The sequence below is a fragment of the Pseudomonas cedrina subsp. cedrina genome, assembly GCF_001983175.1.
Classification (GTDB): domain Bacteria; phylum Pseudomonadota; class Gammaproteobacteria; order Pseudomonadales; family Pseudomonadaceae; genus Aquipseudomonas; species Aquipseudomonas cedrina.
On record NZ_MNPW01000017.1, the window covers coordinates 14,941 to 32,317 of the forward strand.

16 protein-coding genes are annotated in these 17,377 nt (G+C 62.6%); 5 read left to right on the plus strand and 11 right to left on the minus strand.

Going from position 1 to position 17,377, the window contains the following annotated elements:
- Nucleotides 1-79: 79 nt before the first annotated feature.
- The 7 genes from BLL36_RS27015 to pedF form a co-directional block, all read right to left on the minus strand.
- A complete protein-coding gene (locus BLL36_RS27015; protein ID WP_076954663.1) occupies nucleotides 80-1,450 on the minus strand; it encodes an ATP-binding response regulator in 1,371 nt (456 codons plus the stop codon).
- Entirely contained in the window at nucleotides 1,434-2,597 is a 1,164-nt protein-coding gene (gene ercA / locus BLL36_RS27020; protein WP_076954664.1) for an alcohol dehydrogenase-like regulatory protein ErcA, read from the minus strand. The genes BLL36_RS27015 and ercA overlap by 17 nt, the downstream gene beginning before the upstream one ends.
- A 103-nt stretch (nucleotides 2,598-2,700) precedes the next feature.
- A complete protein-coding gene (gene pqqA, locus BLL36_RS30835) occupies nucleotides 2,701-2,772 on the minus strand; it encodes a pyrroloquinoline quinone precursor peptide PqqA (protein WP_124086857.1) in 72 nt (23 codons plus the stop codon).
- A gap of 263 nt (nucleotides 2,773-3,035) precedes the next feature.
- Nucleotides 3,036-4,556, minus strand: a complete 1,521-nt coding sequence (gene exaC / locus BLL36_RS27035) for an acetaldehyde dehydrogenase ExaC (RefSeq protein WP_076954666.1) — start codon at nucleotides 4,554-4,556, stop codon at nucleotides 3,036-3,038.
- A 14-nt stretch (nucleotides 4,557-4,570) separates the two neighbouring features.
- Complete coding sequence (locus BLL36_RS27040) at nucleotides 4,571-5,509, minus strand: quinoprotein relay system zinc metallohydrolase 1 (protein WP_076954667.1); 939 nt, start codon at nucleotides 5,507-5,509, stop codon at nucleotides 4,571-4,573.
- Nucleotides 5,506-6,249, minus strand: a complete 744-nt coding sequence (locus BLL36_RS27045; RefSeq protein WP_076954668.1) for a quinoprotein dehydrogenase-associated SoxYZ-like carrier — start codon at nucleotides 6,247-6,249, stop codon at nucleotides 5,506-5,508. The genes BLL36_RS27040 and BLL36_RS27045 overlap by 4 nt, the downstream gene beginning before the upstream one ends.
- 3 nt (nucleotides 6,250-6,252) lie before the next feature.
- Nucleotides 6,253-6,714: a cytochrome c-550 PedF gene (gene pedF, locus BLL36_RS27050; protein ID WP_076954669.1), complete on the minus strand. Its 462-nt coding sequence runs from the start codon at nucleotides 6,712-6,714 to the stop codon at nucleotides 6,253-6,255.
- Nucleotides 6,715-6,967: 253 nt separating this feature from the next.
- Between pedF and exaA the strand changes: the two genes are divergently transcribed.
- Entirely contained in the window at nucleotides 6,968-8,863 is a 1,896-nt protein-coding gene (gene exaA / locus BLL36_RS27055) for a quinoprotein ethanol dehydrogenase (protein WP_076954670.1), read from the plus strand.
- 57 nt (nucleotides 8,864-8,920) lie between these two features.
- Nucleotides 8,921-9,568 carry a pentapeptide repeat-containing protein gene (locus BLL36_RS27060; RefSeq protein ID WP_076954671.1) on the plus strand — a complete coding sequence of 216 codons (648 nt, stop codon included), beginning with the start codon at nucleotides 8,921-8,923 and terminating at the stop codon, nucleotides 9,566-9,568.
- A gap of 894 nt (nucleotides 9,569-10,462) precedes the next feature.
- Here the strand turns inward: BLL36_RS27060 and BLL36_RS27080 are convergent.
- Complete coding sequence (locus BLL36_RS27080) at nucleotides 10,463-11,089, minus strand: response regulator (protein WP_076954673.1); 627 nt, start codon at nucleotides 11,087-11,089, stop codon at nucleotides 10,463-10,465.
- Nucleotides 11,090-11,243: 154 nt separating this feature from the next.
- On the opposite strand from BLL36_RS27080, the gene BLL36_RS27085 reads away from it, so the two are divergent.
- Nucleotides 11,244-11,783: a PQQ-dependent catabolism-associated CXXCW motif protein gene (locus tag BLL36_RS27085; RefSeq protein WP_076954674.1), complete on the plus strand. Its 540-nt coding sequence runs from the start codon at nucleotides 11,244-11,246 to the stop codon at nucleotides 11,781-11,783.
- A gap of 28 nt (nucleotides 11,784-11,811) precedes the next feature.
- Nucleotides 11,812-12,477: a response regulator transcription factor gene (locus tag BLL36_RS27090; protein ID WP_076954675.1), complete on the plus strand. Its 666-nt coding sequence runs from the start codon at nucleotides 11,812-11,814 to the stop codon at nucleotides 12,475-12,477.
- Nucleotides 12,478-12,645: 168 nt separating this feature from the next.
- Here the strand turns inward: BLL36_RS27090 and BLL36_RS27095 are convergent, their stop codons facing one another.
- The 3 genes from BLL36_RS27095 to BLL36_RS27105 form a co-directional block, all read right to left on the minus strand.
- Nucleotides 12,646-14,601 (minus strand): PAS domain-containing hybrid sensor histidine kinase/response regulator, encoded by a 1,956-nt coding sequence (locus BLL36_RS27095; RefSeq protein WP_076954676.1) that lies wholly within the window; start codon nucleotides 14,599-14,601, stop codon nucleotides 12,646-12,648.
- Nucleotides 14,543-15,688, minus strand: a complete 1,146-nt coding sequence (nosP, locus tag BLL36_RS27100) for a nitric oxide-sensing protein NosP (protein ID WP_076954677.1) — start codon at nucleotides 15,686-15,688, stop codon at nucleotides 14,543-14,545. The genes BLL36_RS27095 and nosP overlap by 59 nt, the downstream gene beginning before the upstream one ends.
- A 271-nt stretch (nucleotides 15,689-15,959) precedes the next feature.
- Entirely contained in the window at nucleotides 15,960-16,778 is an 819-nt protein-coding gene (locus BLL36_RS27105) for a shikimate 5-dehydrogenase (RefSeq protein ID WP_076954678.1), read from the minus strand.
- 157 nt (nucleotides 16,779-16,935) lie between these two features.
- On the opposite strand from BLL36_RS27105, the gene BLL36_RS27110 reads away from it, so the two are divergent.
- Nucleotides 16,936-17,310 carry a hypothetical protein gene (locus tag BLL36_RS27110; protein ID WP_076954679.1) on the plus strand — a complete coding sequence of 125 codons (375 nt, stop codon included), beginning with the start codon at nucleotides 16,936-16,938 and terminating at the stop codon, nucleotides 17,308-17,310.
- The last annotated feature ends 67 nt before the right edge of the window (nucleotides 17,311-17,377 follow it).

A 17,377-nucleotide genomic window follows, 5' to 3' on the forward strand; every position in this document is an offset into this window, starting at 1 on the left:
AAGCCCGCTCACTACAAAATATGTAAAGTCAGCTCCCACAGAGGTCCACTTCCATATAGGGGTTGGGTTTGCTGTGGCGTCAGCCAAGCATCTGGCTCAGGACCGCGCGCAATTTGCCGGGCTTGACCGGCTTGTTCAACAGCGGTGCGTCGAGCCGCCGCAACGCGCGGCGGCACTGGTCGGTGCGGTCGGCGGTGATGATCACCGCAGGAATCTTCTGCTCGAAATGCTCGCGTAAATGGCGCACCACCTGGCACCCCACCACCCCATGGTCCAGGTGATAATCGGCCAGGATCAACTCCGGCGCCCTGCCCTGCAACGCCAGCAACGCACCGGCCTGGTCGGTGGCGGTGACCACTTCGCAGCCCCACTGCCCGAGCAACGCGCGCATGCTTTCAAGGATGCTCACCTCGTTGTCGATCACCAGCAACCGCCGCCCCGGCAGCGGGTTGCCCGTGGTCGGTTGCACCGGCAGTTGGCTGATCGGCAGCGGCATTTCGTCACTCAGGGGCACTTCGATGCTGAACATCGAGCCACGCCCCGGCCACGAACGCACGGCAACCGGATACCCGAGGATATCGGCGATACGCTCGACAATCGCCAAACCCAGCCCCACGCCCTTGCGGTCCGCCGCGCGGCCAACGTCGAGTTGGTTGAACTCGAGGAAGATTGCCTCCAACCGGTCCGCCGCAATGCCGCGCCCGGTGTCCCATACCTCCAGGCGCAAACCATTGCCGCGCTTGCGCGCGCCGAGCAGGATGCAACCCTCGTCGGTATAACGGCAGGCATTGCTCAGGAAATTACGCAGGATCCGCGTCAGCAGGCGCAGGTCGGTGCTGATCGCATAGCAGCCGGTATGCACCCGCAGGTTCAACCCGGCCGCCTGGGCCACCGATTGAAACTCCGAGACCAGCGGCGCGAACAGCTCGTCGAGGCGATACAGCGCCACGTCCGGCTTGACCGCCGCCTGATCCAGCCGCGAAATATCCAGCAAGTCGGTGAGCAGGTCCTCGGCCCCCTCCAGCGCCTGGTGCGTGCGCTCCACCAGCACCTGCTCAACGCTGGGCAGCTGTCGCTCGCGCAGGGTGGCGATCAACAACCGCGCCGCATTCAAAGGCTGCAGCAGGTCATGGCTGGCCGCGGCCAGGTATTTGTCCTTGCTGCGGTTGGCGGCCTGGGCGGCGTCGCGGGCGTCGCGCAGGTCCTGCTCGACCTGTTCGCGCTGGGCGATCTGCTGCTGCAGGTTATGGTTGGCCTCCAGCAGTTCGTCGGTGCGCGCCGCGACACGCTGCTCCAGCTCATCGTTGAGGAGGATGTAGCGGTTGCGCTCGGCCTCCAGTTCATCCAGGCGTGCCGTCAACTCGGGATAGTGGCTCTTGCGCGCCGACTGGTTGCCCAGCCCGAGCAAGCCCGCGAGCGCGCGTTGCTGGTCGTCAGAGAGCTTCGCCATAGACGACCTCGACGTCACGCTGGCTCGATTCCCTCGGGTTGGTGAGGATGCATGGGTCGTGCATCGCATGCTGGGACAGGAACGGAATATCGGCCACGCGCACCCCATGCAAACCGAGGGTTTCGTGGAAGCCAATCGCATGCTTGAGCGCAATCAGGTGTTCCACCAGGCGCCCGCAGATCTGCCGATGATTGAGGCCCCGGCAGTCGATGCCAAACGTCTCGGCGATCACTTTGAAGCGTTCCGGCGCCGAGTTGTAATTGAAGGCCACCACATGTTCCACCAATACCGCGTTGCACAGCCCGTGAGGCAAATCGAGAAAGCCGCCGAGGCTGTGGGACATCGCGTGCACCGCACCCAGGATCGCATTGGAAAACGCCAGCCCGGCCTGCATGCTGCCGAGCATGATTTTTTCGCGCAGGGCGATGTCGCCGGGGTTGGCGATCATCTGCACCAGGTTGCCGTTGATCAGGCGCATCGCTTCCAGCGCATGGGGGTCGGTCAGCGGGCCGTGGCCGGTGGAGACGAACGCTTCGATGGCATGCACCAACGCGTCGATGCCGGTGCAGGCGGACAGGAACGGGTCCATGCTGGCGGTGGTTTCCGGGTCGATCAGCGACACGTCCGGCACCACCGCCTTGCTGACGATGGAGAACTTCATGCGTTCCTGCTGGTTGGAAATGATCACGAACTGCGAGACATCCGCCGAGGTGCCGGCGGTGGTGGGGATCAGGATCAGCGGCGGGCTGGGCACGCGGATGGTGTCGACGCCTTCGAACTCCAGGATGCTGCGCCCATGGGCCACCACGATACCGATGGCCTTGCCGCAGTCCATCGGGCTGCCGCCGCCGATGGCCACGATCACGTCGCAGTGGTTTTCGCGGTACACCTCGGCGCCGGTCATCACTTCTTCGACGCGCGGGTTGGGCGAGACGGCGCTGTACAGGCAATAGTCGATACCGATAGCTTGCAGGCTGGCTTCCACATCGGCGACCCAACCGGCGGCGATCACGCCGGGGTCGCTGACCACCAGCACTTTGCGCGCGCCAAAGGTCTTGGCGCAATTGCCGACGTTGTGTCGGCAGCCGGCACCAAAGATGATTTCAGGCGAGACGAATTTACGCAGGAGGCTCAGGTTTGGGCTCATTGGAAAGCCTGTTTTTATTATTCTGGAAGATGCGCTCCACACTAACCGATCCGGCTGCGAATGCAATCAGACCAAAGAGGCATCCTCCTGGTAGTACCCGCGGTCAGCGGTTGGCGAAGTACATCGTAACTTCGAAGCCGATGCGCAGGTCGGTGTAGGTCGGTTTGGTCCACATGGGGGGCAGTCCTCTTGTTGTGCCGGAGGGTTCCGGTCGGGTCATTAATGCATGGGGCGTGTGCGCGGCGAATGCTACTTTCGAAGGAGTTGGCGCCATGCATTGGTCTCGGATGCACCTTGATCGTTCCCACGCTCTGCGTGGGAATGCATCCTGTGACGCTCTGCGTCACCATCGCGCCAGTTTTGTACCTGTGTTGTGGCAGGGACGCGGAGCGTCCGGGGCGGCATACCCACGCAGAGCGTGGGAACGATCGGCGGGGGTTAGAAGAACCCCAGCGGGTTGATGTCGTAGCTCACCAGCAGGTTTTTGGTCTGTTGGTAATGGTCGAGCATCATCTTGTGGTTTTCACGGCCGACACCGGATTTTTTATACCCACCAAACGCCGCATGCGCCGGGTACAGGTGATAACAGTTGGTCCACACCCGCCCGGCCTTGATCGCCCGGCCCATGCGGTACGCGCGGTTGATGTCGCGGGTCCACAGGCCGGCGCCCAGGCCGAACTCGCTGTCGTTGGCGATCGCCAGCGCTTCGGCCTCGTCCTTGAAGGTGGTAATACCCACCACCGGCCCGAAGATTTCCTCCTGGAACACGCGCATTTTGTTGTGGCCCTTGAGCAGGGTCGGCTGGATGTAGTAACCGCTGGCCAGGTCGCCCTCCAGACGCTCGGCCGCGCCGCCGGTCAACAGCACTGCGCCCTCTTCCTGGGCGATCTTCAGGTAGGAGAGGATCTTGTCATATTGCTGCTCGGACGCCTGGGCGCCGACCATGGTTTCGGTGTCGAGCGGGTTGCCACGCTTGATCTTGACGATCTTCTTCATCACCACTTTCATGAAATCGTCGTAAATCGACTCCTGCACCAGCGCCCGCGACGGGCAGGTGCACACTTCGCCCTGGTTGAAAAACGCCAGCACCAGGCCTTCGGCGGCTTTTTCGATGAACTGCGGCTCGGCCTGCATGATGTCTTCAAAGAAGATGTTCGGCGACTTGCCGCCCAGTTCCACCGTAGAAGGAATGAGGTTCTCGGCGGCCGCGTGCATGATGTGCGCGCCGATGGGGGTCGAGCCGGTAAAGGCGATCTTGGCGATGCGCTTGCTGGTGGCCAGCGCCTCCCCCGCTTCGCGGCCGAAGCCCTGGACGATATTGAGCACGCCCGGCGGCAGCAAATCATTGATCAGTTCGGCGAACACCATGATCGACAGCGGCGTCTGCTCGGCCGGCTTGAGCACGATGCAGTTACCGGCGGCCAGCGCAGGCGCCAGTTTCCACGCAGCCATCAACAGCGGGAAGTTCCACGGAATGATCTGCCCGACCACGCCCAATGGCTCATGGAAGTGGTAGGCGGCGGTCAGTTCGTTGATCTCGGCGGCGCCGCCTTCCTGGGCGCGGATGCAACCGGCGAAGTAGCGGAAATGGTCAGCGGCCAGCGGCACGTCGGCGTTGAGGGTTTCGCGCACGGCCTTGCCGTTGTCCCAGCTTTCGGTCACAGCCAGCACTTCGAGGTGTTGCTCGATGCGGTCGGCGATTTTCAGCAGCACCAGGGAACGGTCCTGAGGCGAAGTCTTGCCCCAGGCATCGGCGGCGGCATGGGCGGCGTCGAGGGCCTTGTCGATATCGGCGGCGCTGGAGCGCGGGAATTCGGCGATGACTTCGCCAGTCACCGGCGAGGTATTGGTGAAGTATTCGCCATTGATCGGTGCGACGAACTCACCGCCGATGTAATTGCCGTAACGCGGCTTGAAGCTGACGATGGCGCCGGGGGTGCCAGGTTGTGCGTAGATCATGGTGAGGCCTCTATTTATTGTTGGGTATTGATGGGCTGCATCTGGGTGCGTTCGTACTGCGGGTACAAATGAGTCACGCTGCGGGTCAGTTCGTAGCGCGCCAGGTTGATGGTCGCGAAACGTTCGGGAATCGGGCTGCGGATCAGCTCGGACATGTCGCGGCCTTGAGCCGCACCGTCGCGCAGCAGGTGGTCGAGCCAGGTGAGGTAGTCGCGCATCTGTTCGAAGGGTTTTGCGTCGGTCGCGATGGGGCCGTGGCCAGGCACCACCAACGTCCAGGGCAAGCCTTGCAGGGTGGCGATGTCCGCCTGCCACTGCGCAAGGCCCGGTGTATGCGGGGTGGTGAGTGCGCGCTGGTAGAACACCAGGTCACCGGCGAACAGCACGCCGGTCTTGCGATCGAGGATCGCCAGGTCAGCGCCCGTGTGGCCGCGCAGATGCAGCAGTTGCAGATCGTGGCTGCCGAAGGTTTTCACGCCGGCCTGCAGCACTTCGCCGGGCAGGACCACTTCGGTGCCGCGCATCCAGTCGCCGACCAGGCGGTACAGGTTCTCGGCCAGGCTGTCGCCCTGCGCATGCAGCAACTCCGCGGTGCCGGCCAAGGCGCCGATCGGCACATCCTTGAATGCTTGGTTGCCCAGCGCATGGTCGGGATGGTGGTGAGTCAGCAACACTTGGATCACCGGCTTTTCGGTGACCCGTGCGATGGCCTGGCGCAGTGCTTCGCCGTAGCGCCTGGACGGCCCGGTGTCGATCACCACCACGCCGGCTTCGGTGACGATGAACCCGACGTTGACGATGTTGCCGCCGTTATCCTTGGTGAAGTTGGCCGTGCTGCCTTCCAGCAGCCAGGTGTCGTCGGCGATCAAGCGGGGCTTGAGGCCGTAATCCAGCTCGGCCAGCACCGGCAGGCTGAACAGGATCAGCCAGAGCATTATCCAGCGCGGGCTCATGGGATGGCCGCCTCGAATTGACTGCCGCTGGTGTCGCGCAGGGTCAGGCGCGTGGGCCCGGGGCCCTCGATATCAAAGGCCAGGTTGGGGTTTTCGCTGACGGCGGGGAACAGTTCCATGCGCGCCAACAGCCGGTTGTCGTCACTGCGCAATTCGGCATGGTTGATGAAAAATTCGGGAATGCCGCTGACCATGCCGTTATCCATCGGGTGGGCAACGTGCAGCTTTACCCGGCTGAACGTTGCGCGCGGGTAGCGCCCGCCGAGTACTTCGCCCAGATGGTCCTCCCAACCCGGTTGCGTGCGTACCACGCTGGGCGCCGTGCAGCCGCCGCCGGCGGCATCGATCAGGGCCGAGCCGACGTGCCACAGCCCATCCCTGGTCAACACCGTCGCGCGCAACGGCGTGGCCTGTTCGATACGCACGCGGATCGACAGCCATGGCAGCACGCGCTCCATGGGCTGGAAGTCGACGATCTGCGGCAGCGGGTTGAGTTCGGCCCAGGCGAGGATCTTGACCACGTCACCCTTGAATGCGCGGGCATCGATCTCCAACGGTACCTGGCGCGCATCTTCGGCGAACGGCGGCGCCAGGAGCTTGACCCGCTCGTCGAACACGAACGGTGCATTGGCGAGAAAAAGCTGGTGATAGTAGGCCCACATCACCGAGGGCACCGGGTCGACGGGCGCGCCCCAGGCCAGCATCGGCACACAGCAGATCCACCACCCGCGCAGGCGCATGGCTTACTCCTCGACGTGCACGCTGTCGAGGTAGGTGCGCACCGCCCACAGGGCTTCCTGGCTCAGGTAGTCGGCCATCTTCGGCATGTACACCCGGCCATCGCGCACCGCGCCGTGGCGGACCCGCTCGACGAACCATTCATCCCCGGCGTCGCCGGCATCGAGCATGCGCAGGTCGGGCGCGATTCCGCCGGACTTGGCTTCCAGGCCATGGCACGCCGCGCAGTTCTGGTTGTACGCCGAGGCGCCGACCTCAACCGCCTTGTCACGTTCGGGGCGGGTGCGGTAGGGGTTGGTGGCGGCCCAGCCGTCGGCGTCCAGCGGCACGCCGGCGTCCTTGATCGGCGTGAGGCCCTTGGTTTCCACGGCGGTTGGGGTCACGTTGCCGTGGGCCCAGACGGAACCGGCACCGATCGCACCAGCAAGCAGGCAGGCAGTCAGCAAGGCGTTGCGTTTTGTTGTCATTATTTTTCCCTCAGGATTGCACGCAAGACCTCTTGGCAGAGGCCATGGCAACCATCTTAGGAAGCGCTCGACGGCACCCGTATGCTGCTTTGGTGGCCGGGTTCTCATCCGTTGGTAGCAGGCCTTGTGGGGCACTGCTAAATCAGAGGCGGTTCGGGAAATTGTCCCGGCAACACCGGGACTTTTTCCGTATTCGCCACCCCCGCCAGGCAGCAACCTGTACAGGCCAAAACCTCCACTGGGAACTGCAACCATGACAATAAGATCGCTACCCGCCCGCTCACCTTTAAGCCTTGCCGTGCAGGCTTTTCTGCTGGTAGGCAGCCTGTCCCTCAGTGCCGCGAGCCATGCCGCCGCTGACCCCGCTGCCAAGCCGACCCACAATGTGACCTGGGAAGACATCGCCAACGATCACCTGACCACCAAGGACGTGCTGCAATATGGCATGGGCACCAATGCCCAGCGCTGGAGCCCCTTGGCCCAGGTCAACGACAAGAACGTGTTCAAGCTCACCCCGGCCTGGTCCTACTCGTTCGGCGACGAAAAGCAGCGTGGCCAGGAATCCCAGGCCATCGTCAACGACGGCGTGGTGTACGTCACCGGCTCCTACTCCCGCGTGTTCGCACTTGATGCGAAGACCGGCAAGCGCCTGTGGACCTACAACCACCGCCTGCCCGACAACATTCGCCCGTGCTGTGACGTGGTCAACCGTGGCGCGGCGATCTTCGGCGACAAGATCTACTTCGGCACCCTCGACGCACGCCTGATCGCCCTCGACAAAAACACCGGCAAAGTGGTGTGGAACAAGAAATTCGGCGACCACGCCGCCGGCTACACCATGACCGGCGCCCCGGTGCTGATCAAGGACAAGGTCAGCGGCAAGGTGCTGCTGATCCACGGCAGCTCCGGCGATGAATTCGGCGTAGTCGGCCAGCTGTATGCACGTGACCCGGACACTGGTGAAGAAGTCTGGATGCGCCCGTTCGTGGAGGGCCACATGGGCCGCCTGAACGGCAAGGACAGCACGCCGACCGGCGACGTGAAGGCACCGTCGTGGCCGGATGACCCAACCACCGAAACCGGCAAGGTCGAGGCGTGGAGCCATGGCGGCGGCGCACCTTGGCAGAGCGCGAGCTTCGATGCCGAGACCAATACTATCATCGTTGGCGCCGGCAACCCCGGCCCGTGGAACACCTGGGCGCGCACCGCCAAGGACGGCAACCCCCATGACTTCGACAGCCTCTACACCTCGGGCCAGGTCGGCGTCGACCCCAGCACCGGCGAAGTGAAGTGGTTCTACCAACACACCCCGAACGACGCCTGGGACTTCTCCGGCAACAACGAACTGGTGCTGTTCGACTACAAGGACAAGGACGGCAAGGTCATCAAGGCCACCGGCCACGCCGACCGCAACGGCTTCTTCTATGTGGTGGACCGCAATAACGGCAAGCTGCAGAACGCCTTCCCGTTCGTCGACAACATCACCTGGGCCAGCCACATCGACCTCAAGACCGGTCGCCCGGTGGAAAACGAAGGCCAGCGTCCGGCCAAGCCATTGCCCGGTGAAACCAAGGGCAAGTCGGTGGAAGTCTCGCCGCCGTTCCTCGGTGGCAAGAACTGGAACCCCATGGCCTACAGTCAGGACACCGGCCTGTTCTACATCCCGGGCAACCAATGGAAAGAGGAATACTGGACCGAAGAGGTCAACTACAAGAAAGGTTCGGCCTACCTGGGCATGGGCTTTCGTATCAAACGCATGTACGACGATCACGTCGGCACCCTGCGCGCGATGAACCCGACTACCGGCAAGGTGGTGTGGGAGCACAAGGAAGCCCTGCCGCTGTGGGCCGGCGTGCTGGCGACCAAGGGCAACCTGGTCTTCACCGGCACCGGCGACGGCTTCTTCAAGGCCTTCGACGCGAAAACCGGCAAGGAACTGTGGAAGTTCCAGACCGGCAGCGGCATCGTCTCGCCGCCGATCACCTGGGAACAGGATGGCGAGCAGTACATCGGCGTGACCGTCGGCTATGGCGGCGCGGTGCCGCTGTGGGGCGGCGACATGGCCGAGCTGACCAAGCCGGTGGCACAGGGTGGGTCGTTCTGGGTGTTCAAGATCCCGAGCTGGGATCAGAAAACCGCGCAGAAATAACCCTGGGCAGGGAGAGTGGACACGCTCTCCCTGCTGTTCTTCTTTAGAGGCCTTGCCATGAAACTCTTGCCTTTACTGCTCCTGCTAAGCCTGCCCCTGGCCCATGCCGACGACGGCGACGACGCCCCGCTGATCATCAACGGCTGCACCATCGCCGAACACAGCCAATGCCCCGGCGCCGACCTCAAGGGTGCGAACCTGAGCAACCAGAACCTGAGCAAAATGAACCTGGCCGGCGCCGACCTGCGCGAGGCCAACCTACGCCACGCCAACCTCGACCTGGCCAACCTGGAAAAAGCCCAACTGCAAGGCGCCAACCTGACCCGCGCCAGCCTGCAACAAAGCAACCTGCGCCTGGCGGACTTGACCGGCGCCACGCTGACCGCCGTGCAAGGCTGGGGCATGTTTGCCCAGGGCGCGCAATTTGAAAACGCCAACCTCAGCGCGGCCTACCTGCAGTTTGCGCGGTTGTCGGGCGCGAAGCTGCACAAGGCCGACCTGCGTGCGGCGGATCTGGAGATGACCTGGTTGAGCAAGGCTGACCTGCAGGGTGCCGATCTGAGTGATGCCAATTTGCAGGAGGCCAAGTTTGGGGAGAGTAATTTGGAAAAGGCCAGGCTTACGGGGAGCCGGCAGCATTATGCGAATTTTCAGGATGCGAATATGGAGGGGTGTGAGGGGTGTCCTGGGGGGTGGGATCGTTAGAGCAGACTTCGGACCGACCGTTTTTTTTTGGGGGGGTAGCGAGTACATATCCGTTATTTGGGTAACGGCTGATATTGGTTCCGCCCTTACGGCGGGTCACTTTGGAAAAGAGCCCCAAAGTAACCAAAGGGCTCTTGCCCCACCACTCGGCACCTCGCCTGGGCTCGGTGTGCCCGAACGCAGGCTTGAATCCGTGGGCCGCCGCCACGCGCCATCCTTGGCGCGGGGCGGCTAACCCGGCGTCCTGCCGGGTTACCCACGGATTCAAGCCTGCGTTCGGCCAGCGTGGTTGACGGGGCGCCTAAGATCAAGATCAAAAGCCAGATCAAAAGCCAGATCAAGAGCAGATCAAGAGCAGATCAAGAGCAGATCAAGAGCAGATCAAGAGCAGATCAAGAGCAGGTTCGATGGCACTCCGCCGATCTGCTTTTCTGTGGGAGCTGGCTTGCCTGCGATGGTATCAACTCGGTGTGCCTGATGTACCGGGGTGTCTGCATCGCAGGCAAGCCAGCTCCCACATTTTGAACCGAGACCGACAGCAAATACCGGTCGGCTCTAAGGCCGCCGCGCTTCTGCTTTTGATCTCGGATCGCCCCGTCAAACACGCTGGCCGAACGCAGGCTTTGGAGCGTGGGTAACCCGGCAGGACGCCGGGTTAGCCGCACTGGGCCATGGATGGCCCATTGCGGCGGCCCACGCTCCAAAGCCGGAGTGAGGGCATGCCGAGCCTAGGCGAGGCACCGAGTGGTGGGGCGAAGGCCTTTTGGTTACTTTTGGGCCTTTCCAAAAGTGACCCGCTGTAAGAGCGGAACCGCCAGCAGCCTTTACCTAAATAATGGATATGTACTCATTCCACAGGCAAGTCGGCTTTCACAGAAGACTTCAAAACCCCGCTCACCCCGCAATCCTCACCACCCCCATATCAATCCCCAAATGCACCAGCTCAGCATGAGAACTCACCCGCAATTTGCTCTTGAGCAACGTCAAGTAATTAGACACAGTCTTGCTACTGATACTCAACTGAGCCGCAATCGAACGGGCCGGAGTGCCCCTGGCGAGCATCAGGAAAATCTCCAGCTCACGCTGGGTCATGCCTTGCAAACGACGATCCGTCGGGTGATAAGCCAACTGCGTCGCCAAATCCTGTTCGATATAAGTGTGCCCGTCGAGGATGCGCGCCACCGCATCCAGCATCACCTCGGGCGACGCGCTTTTGGTCAGGTAGCCCGACGCGCCGGCGTCCAGGGCCTGGCGCACCAGCGGCAGCTCGGCATGCTGACTGAAAAACAACACGCGCAATTGCGGCAAGCGCCGGCGCAAGCGGCGGGTGGTTTCCAGGCCGCTGATGCCCGGCAGGCCGAAACCGATGATCACCAGGTTAGGCACCGCCTCGTGCACCCGCGCCAGGGCCTCTTCGCCGCTGGCCGCTTCGCGCACCACCACGCCCGGCAGCCCGCTGCGCAACAGGCCGGCGTAGCCCAGGCGGACCACGGCGTGATCATCGACCAGCAGGATATTCATAATGCCTCCAATGGCAGCGGCTTTGCCTCATGCTAGAACCCCACGCCGCGCCGCGACCTACTACTTTGGTACTGGTTTTGCTGTCTATCGTCGCATTCCCAAGGCAGTGGGACTGGCGTGTAATGGGCGCATAACGATAATGCCCGGACCCGCCATGCTGCCCGCTCGACTGCCACTCGCGGCACTGTTGTGCCTGTTCATCACGCACGTACAGGCCGACCCTGCGCTGTTTTCCGCCGAAGGCTACCGCATCAGCCGGTACCGCAGCCCTACGCCCGAGCACTTGCCAGGGGTCACGATTGTCGACACCCCTGCCCTGCAAACCCTGCTCACCCAGGCGCCGGCACCGGTCCTGGTCGACGTGTACCGCCGCCAATGGCTGCAAGGCCGTTTCATCGAGGACCAGCCCCACGCCAACCTGCCCGGCAGCCACTGGCTGGCCAATACCGGCGACGGCGACCTCACACCCGAGTGGCAGGGTTACTTTGTGCGACACCTGTACAAATTCACCGGCGGCGACCTGGGGCGCCCGCTGGTGTTCTACTGCCGCTCCGATTGCTGGCTGAGTTGGAACGCGGTAAAACGAGCCGCCAGCCTGGGCTATACCTCTGTGTATTGGTACCGCGATGGCTTGGACGCATGGGAAGCGGCAAAACTGCCAGTGACGGCTGCGGCACCCGAGCCCTTTGAATAAAAAAACCACAACAAGAAGGTGAACGGCCATGTACAAAATTTTGATCGCCGACGATCACCCGCTGTTTCGCGAAGCGATCCATAACGTCATCAGCGACGGTTTCCCCGGCAGCGACGTGATGGAAACCGCCGACCTGGACAGCGCCCTTGCCCTGACCCAGGCGCACGACGATCTCGACCTGATCCTGCTGGACCTGAACATGCCCGGCATGCATGGTCTCAATGGCCTGATCAACCTGCGCAACGAGTCGCCCACCATCCCGGTGGTGATTGTCTCGGCCGAACAGGACAAACAGATCGTGCTGCAAGCCATCACCTATGGCGCGGTGGGGTTTATCACCAAGTCGTCGCCACGCCTGCAAATGACCGAGGCGATCCGGCAGATTCTCAACGGCAACGTTTACCTGCCGCCGGACATCATCCGCACCCAGAAAAGCAGCGGCCACCGGCGCCTGAACGACAACCCCAGTTTTGCTCCGGAACTGTTGCAGGCACTGACGCGCAAGCAACTGCTGGTATTGGAGCGAATGACCAAGGGCGAGTCGAACAAGCAGATTGCCTACACCCTGGAGATTGCCGAGACGACGGTGAAGGCACATGTGTCGGCGATTTTGCGCAAGTTGAATGTGCACAACCGGGTGCAGGCGATTCTGAGTGCCGGGGATATCGATTTCGGCTCGTATCTGCGCCGCTGAGCCGCCAGCCCGACGATAAATCTTTGTAGTGAGCGGGCTTGTCGAATCGTCGCACCGCCCGCGCTGGGTGGCGAAGCCGCCCTAATACAGTCACCGCCGAGTTACGCGCAAAACCGAGTCGCCTGGTTTGGGGCGGCTGCGCCACCCAGCGCGGGGCAAGCCCGCTCACTACAAGAGAAGACCGGTTTGGCCCAGTAAATGACTCATCGCCGTCTTCAGTTTCATCGGCCGCACCGGCTTGTGCATCAACGTATGCCCCAACTCGCGAATCTGCTGCTTCAACTCATTGCTGTAGTTGGCGGTGATCATCAGTGCCGGTATGGCGCTGCCCCGGCGGGCGTTGATGCGGGCAACGGCGTCCACGCCGTTCTGGTCGTTATCGAGGTGGTAGTCGGCAATCAGCAAGTCCGCCTCGGCGTGGTAGTTGTCCACCTGCCGCGCCAGGTCCTGTTCCGACAGCGCCGTGACCACCCGGCAGCCCCAGCCTTCGAGCAGGGTACGCATGCCCGCGCAGATCGCCGCGTCGTTATCCAGCACCCATATGCGTGCGCCCTGCAGGCGTTCGAGCATCGGTTCGCTCATGCACGGCGTCGGCAACGGTTTGGGCGCGGTGGCGCTCAACGGCACCTCCACCGAGAACATCGAGCCCTTGCCCGGCCAGGACTTGACGCTGATGCGATGCCCCAGGATCCCGGCGATCTTTTCCACGATGGCCAGGCCCAGGCCCAGCCCGCGATCTTGGTCGGGACGCTGCACATCGCCGCGCTTGAATTCCTGGAAAATCTCCTCAAGCCGCTCTGGCGCAATGCCCATGCCGCTGTCCCACACTTGGATCAACACGCGCTGGTGCTGACGCCTGCAGCCCAGCACCACGCGGCCCTTGTAGGTGTAGCGAAGCGCATTGCTCAACAGGTTGCGCAGGATGCGCGCCAGCAGCTGAATATCGCTGCGCACCAGCGCCGAGCAGCCGACGAAGTGCAGCGCCAACCCCTCGGCGCGGGCCAGTTGGGTGTACTCCACGGCAAGGTTGTCCAGCAGCTCGCTCAAGGCAAAGGGCGCGATATCGGCCTTGATCACTCCGGCGTCCAGCTTGGAAATATCCACCAGGGTGCCCAGCAGGTTTTCCACGTCTTCCAGGGAATTGCTCACGTTGCGCACCAGGGTTTCGCTGGGGCGCTCGAGCAACGCGCTGGTAAACAGGCGCGCCGCGTTCAGCGGTTGCAGCAGGTCGTGGCTGACGGCGGCGAGGAATTTGGTTTTCGACAAGTTGGCCTGCTCGGCTTCCCGCTTGGCTTCGCGCAGGCGGGTTTCCATGCGCCGACGCTCGTCGATTTCCTTGAGCAACTGGTCATTGAGCGAGGTCAGCTCCGAGGTGCGCTGCGCCACGCGTTGTTCCAGATGCTGATAGGCCTGGTGCAAGGCCTCGGCGGTACGGCGGCGTTCGGTGATGTCGCGAATCAGCACGAAGATCCCCACCACTTCGCCGGTGGCCAGCATATTCGGTACATAGGAGCGCAGCATGTAGCGTTCCTGGTTGTTGATGTTGGTTTCGGCAAACTCGAAGGTCACGCTCTCCCCCGCCAGAGCGCGGGCGACGTAGGCATCCAGGCGCCGGCAATGCTGCTCGCTGTGCACCTGGCGAAGGCTTTGCCCGAGCATCATGCCACGCGGCCAGCAGTACCATTGTTCATAGACTTTATTGGTGAATTCGTAGACCAGGTCGGCATTCAGATAGCCGATCAGCGCCGGCACGTTGTCGGTGATCAGGCGGATCCAGCGTTCGCTTTCCTGGGCCTTCTGCGCCGCGGCTTGCTCGCCGCGCAGGGTTTCGGCGCGCAGCCGGGCGTTGATCAACAGGTGGTTGCTGGCCTTGAGTTCGGCCATCGCCTGGTTCAGCGCGTCGGTGCGCTCGCGCACTTGCTCGGCCAGCACCACCGAATGCTGGAAGGTGGTGTAAGGGTTGTTGCCCTGGGTCATGCCGGACTCGATGCGCTCGATCAGCGCGGCGTTGATCCGCGCCAGCTTGTGGTTGTCCTGTTGCAGCCGGGCCACCTGGGCGAGCAGTTCAGCGTCGGCCGCGGGCAATGGCGACGCCGGTGAAGGTCTGGTTGATGTGCATGCCATTGAACTGTTCTCCATAGGTGTTGAAGCCCATCACCCGCTGGTCCCGCAGGAAACCGCCGATCTGTTCCAGGCTGCCGTTGTCCTCCAGTTCCAGGCGGCGCAGGAAGCAGTCGCAGCCGATGGTCAGCAGCAGGTCGCCGAGGCGCGAGTGCAAGCCGTCGAACAAGGTTTGCAGGTTCGGCAGGATCGGCCCGGGTTTCATCGCCGTGAGCACGATGCCGTTTTCTACCGCGCAGTAGAAACTCAAGCTCAAGTCGGCATGCACTTGCTGGATGGCACGCACGTAGTACTGATCGTGGATGCGCACCGCCAGCGGGTGCGCGGCGAAGGTGCGGTGGTCGAGGTCGGCCACGGCTACGCCGATATGCCGCGCGTATTCTTCGGCGGCAGGCTCGGCGTTGAGTTCGAAGACCCGGCGCGACGGGCTGTCGGCGCCGGTGACCACCAGTTTTTCGCTGCGCGGCAGGATGTGATGGGTGGTGAACACCTCGAAATCCAGCCAGGTATTGACCAGTACCACCACCGCCGCGCCGCTGTGGAACACGCCGTTGAAGTAGACGTGGGTATGGGTGAGGAAATTGTCGTCGCCTGCCGAGCCGCCGAAATGAGGGATGTCCCCAAGGGCCGCGCTGAGGGCGGCGAGCACCATTTCTTCGCGACTGGACAGGCCATCGAGCAGGGTCAGCGCAAAGGTGTTGCCCTTGATCGGCGCGAGCGTGTTGCTGCGACAGCCGCCCACAAGGCGTTCGACCATGTCCTGGGCGTTGATCAGGCTGAAGTGTTCCACCTGGTCGATCAGCTCAGTGGCGATGGAAAAGTGTGCGTGGTGGAAGCCCACCGCAGTGATGCAGTTGCGGCCATAGCCTTGGGGAGTGATCTCCCCGGCGCTGGTGCAGCCAACCACCCGCACGCTGGCGAAGCACTGTTGCAGCGCCTGGCCCAAGGCCTGCAAATCATAGGAGGCGGAACAGAAAAACAGCACAAAACCCAGGTAGGGATGCAGCAGTTGCCGCGCCAGCTCTTCGGCGGCCTGCCCAGGGTCGTCGGCCTGGGACATGGCGCTGACCACGCCTTCACTGTTATGCATCGTTGGTCCCCTTGTAGTGAGCGGGCTTGCCCCGCGCTGGGCTGCGAAGCGGCCCCAAACCAGGCGACCTGGTTTTATCTGAAACACGCGGTGTCTTTAATTGGGGCCGCTTCGCGACCCAGCGCGGGGCAAGCCCGCTCACTACAAGATGTGTAGTACCTATGCCCTCTAAGGCATGAGTGTACGAAGGGTGGGCGGTGAGACCTATGCTACTTGGGTATTGGGTGGGGTATGCGATGGGATGAGTTTGCACCCCATCGGGCACGCGCATTCAAGCGCGGGCAAACGCCACGGCTTTCTCGAACTGTTCAGGCGTGGGGCGCACGCCGGTATAGAGCACAAACTGCTCCAACGCTTGGATCGCGATCACTTCCAACCCGGTAATCACCTGTTTGCCCTCGGCACGACCGCGCAGGATCAACGGTGTTTCGGCGGGGATCGCCACCACATCGAAGACGGTGTCGGCAGCGTCCACAGCGTCGGCGTCAAAGGCCAACGCTTGCGCTTCAGGCCCGCCGGTCATGCCGATGGGCGTCACGTTGATCAGCATCCGCGGGCGCAAGCCAGCCAATTCTGCCTGCCACTCATACCCCAGGTTTCGTGCCAGCGTCTGGCCCGCGGTAGCATTGCGCGCCACGATGACGCCATTGGCATAGCCGCCATCGCGCAAGGCGCTGGCCACGGCCTTGGCCATGCCGCCGCTGCCGCGCAGGGCGAAGGTCGAGTCCTTTGGCACGGCGTGCTTTTTCAGCAATTGTTCAATGGCGATGTAGTCGGTGTTGTAGGCCTTGAGATGCCCGTCGGTATTGACGATGGTGTTCAGCGAGTCAATGGCTTGAACCGAATCGTCGAGTTCGTCCACTAAGGCAATGGCGGCCTCCTTGAACGGCATGGAAACCCCGCAACCTCGGATGCCAAGCGCGCGGATGCCACCGATCGCACCGGGCAAATCCTGGCTGCTGAAGGCCTTATAGTAGAAGTTCAGACCCAGCTGTTCGTACAAGTGGTTATGAAAACGCAGGCCGAAATTCCCGGGGCGCGCCGACAGTGACATGCACAGCTGGGTGTCCTTGTTGGGGTGCATCTGCATGGGTAACTCCTTTGAGTAAGCAAATCGATACAGACCTTACACAACCTTTACCTGGCGGCTGTGCTGTTTTTCAGAAATACGTTGTCTTAAAAGTATCCCCCGCGACATTACTTGAGTCGATTGATTGCAGACCACAAGCGCAGGGGTTAACCGAGGAATGACCATGATTCGTACAATCCCCAAGATCGCCTTGCTGGTTGGCGCACTCGCGATGGCAGGCCAAGCCTCCGCCCACGGTGGTGGTTGGGGTGGCCCGGCCGTATTGGGTGCCTTGGTCGGCGCCGCCGTCGTGGGCTCCGTGGTTGCCAGCCAGCCACGTGAGGTCTATGTGCAGCAGCCGGTGTATGTGCAACCGCAGCCGGTGTATGCCGCGCCGCCGCCGGTCTACTACGCGCCACCACCACCGGTGTATGTGCAACAACAGGTTTATTACCGCCCGGCGCCGGTGTATTACGGCGCACCGCGCGGCTACTATGGCCCACCGCGTGGCTATTACGGCCCGCCCCATGGCTACTACGGCCGCGGCTGGTAAGCACTACCGCTGGAACAGGCCTCGCAGAGTTGCGGGGCCTTTTTTTGTCGGAAAGTCCGGATTTATC

What these genes read in the sequence shown, in the direction of transcription:
- BLL36_RS27015 (WP_076954663.1), bottom strand. Translation starts at nt 1,450, where the DNA reads ATGGCGAAGCTCTCTGACGACCAGCAACGCGCGCTCGCGGGCTTGCTC.
- ercA (WP_076954664.1), bottom strand. Translation starts at nt 2,597, where the DNA reads ATGAGCCCAAACCTGAGCCTCCTGCGTAAATTCGTCTCGCCTGAAATC.
- exaC (WP_076954666.1), bottom strand. Translation starts at nt 4,556, where the DNA reads ATGATCTACGCACAACCTGGCACCCCCGGCGCCATCGTCAGCTTCAAG.
- BLL36_RS27040 (WP_076954667.1), bottom strand. Translation starts at nt 5,509, where the DNA reads ATGAGCCCGCGCTGGATAATGCTCTGGCTGATCCTGTTCAGCCTGCCG.
- BLL36_RS27045 (WP_076954668.1), bottom strand. Translation starts at nt 6,249, where the DNA reads ATGCGCCTGCGCGGGTGGTGGATCTGCTGTGTGCCGATGCTGGCCTGG.
- pedF (WP_076954669.1), bottom strand. Translation starts at nt 6,714, where the DNA reads ATGACAACAAAACGCAACGCCTTGCTGACTGCCTGCCTGCTTGCTGGT.
- exaA (WP_076954670.1), top strand. Translation starts at nt 6,968, where the DNA reads ATGACAATAAGATCGCTACCCGCCCGCTCACCTTTAAGCCTTGCCGTG.
- BLL36_RS27060 (WP_076954671.1), top strand. Translation starts at nt 8,921, where the DNA reads ATGAAACTCTTGCCTTTACTGCTCCTGCTAAGCCTGCCCCTGGCCCAT.
- BLL36_RS27080 (WP_076954673.1), bottom strand. Translation starts at nt 11,089, where the DNA reads ATGAATATCCTGCTGGTCGATGATCACGCCGTGGTCCGCCTGGGCTAC.
- BLL36_RS27085 (WP_076954674.1), top strand. Translation starts at nt 11,244, where the DNA reads ATGCTGCCCGCTCGACTGCCACTCGCGGCACTGTTGTGCCTGTTCATC.
- BLL36_RS27090 (WP_076954675.1), top strand. Translation starts at nt 11,812, where the DNA reads ATGTACAAAATTTTGATCGCCGACGATCACCCGCTGTTTCGCGAAGCG.
- BLL36_RS27095 (WP_076954676.1), bottom strand. Translation starts at nt 14,601, where the DNA reads ATGGCATGCACATCAACCAGACCTTCACCGGCGTCGCCATTGCCCGCG.
- nosP (WP_076954677.1), bottom strand. Translation starts at nt 15,688, where the DNA reads ATGCATAACAGTGAAGGCGTGGTCAGCGCCATGTCCCAGGCCGACGAC.
- BLL36_RS27105 (WP_076954678.1), bottom strand. Translation starts at nt 16,778, where the DNA reads ATGCAGATGCACCCCAACAAGGACACCCAGCTGTGCATGTCACTGTCG.
- BLL36_RS27110 (WP_076954679.1), top strand. Translation starts at nt 16,936, where the DNA reads ATGACCATGATTCGTACAATCCCCAAGATCGCCTTGCTGGTTGGCGCA.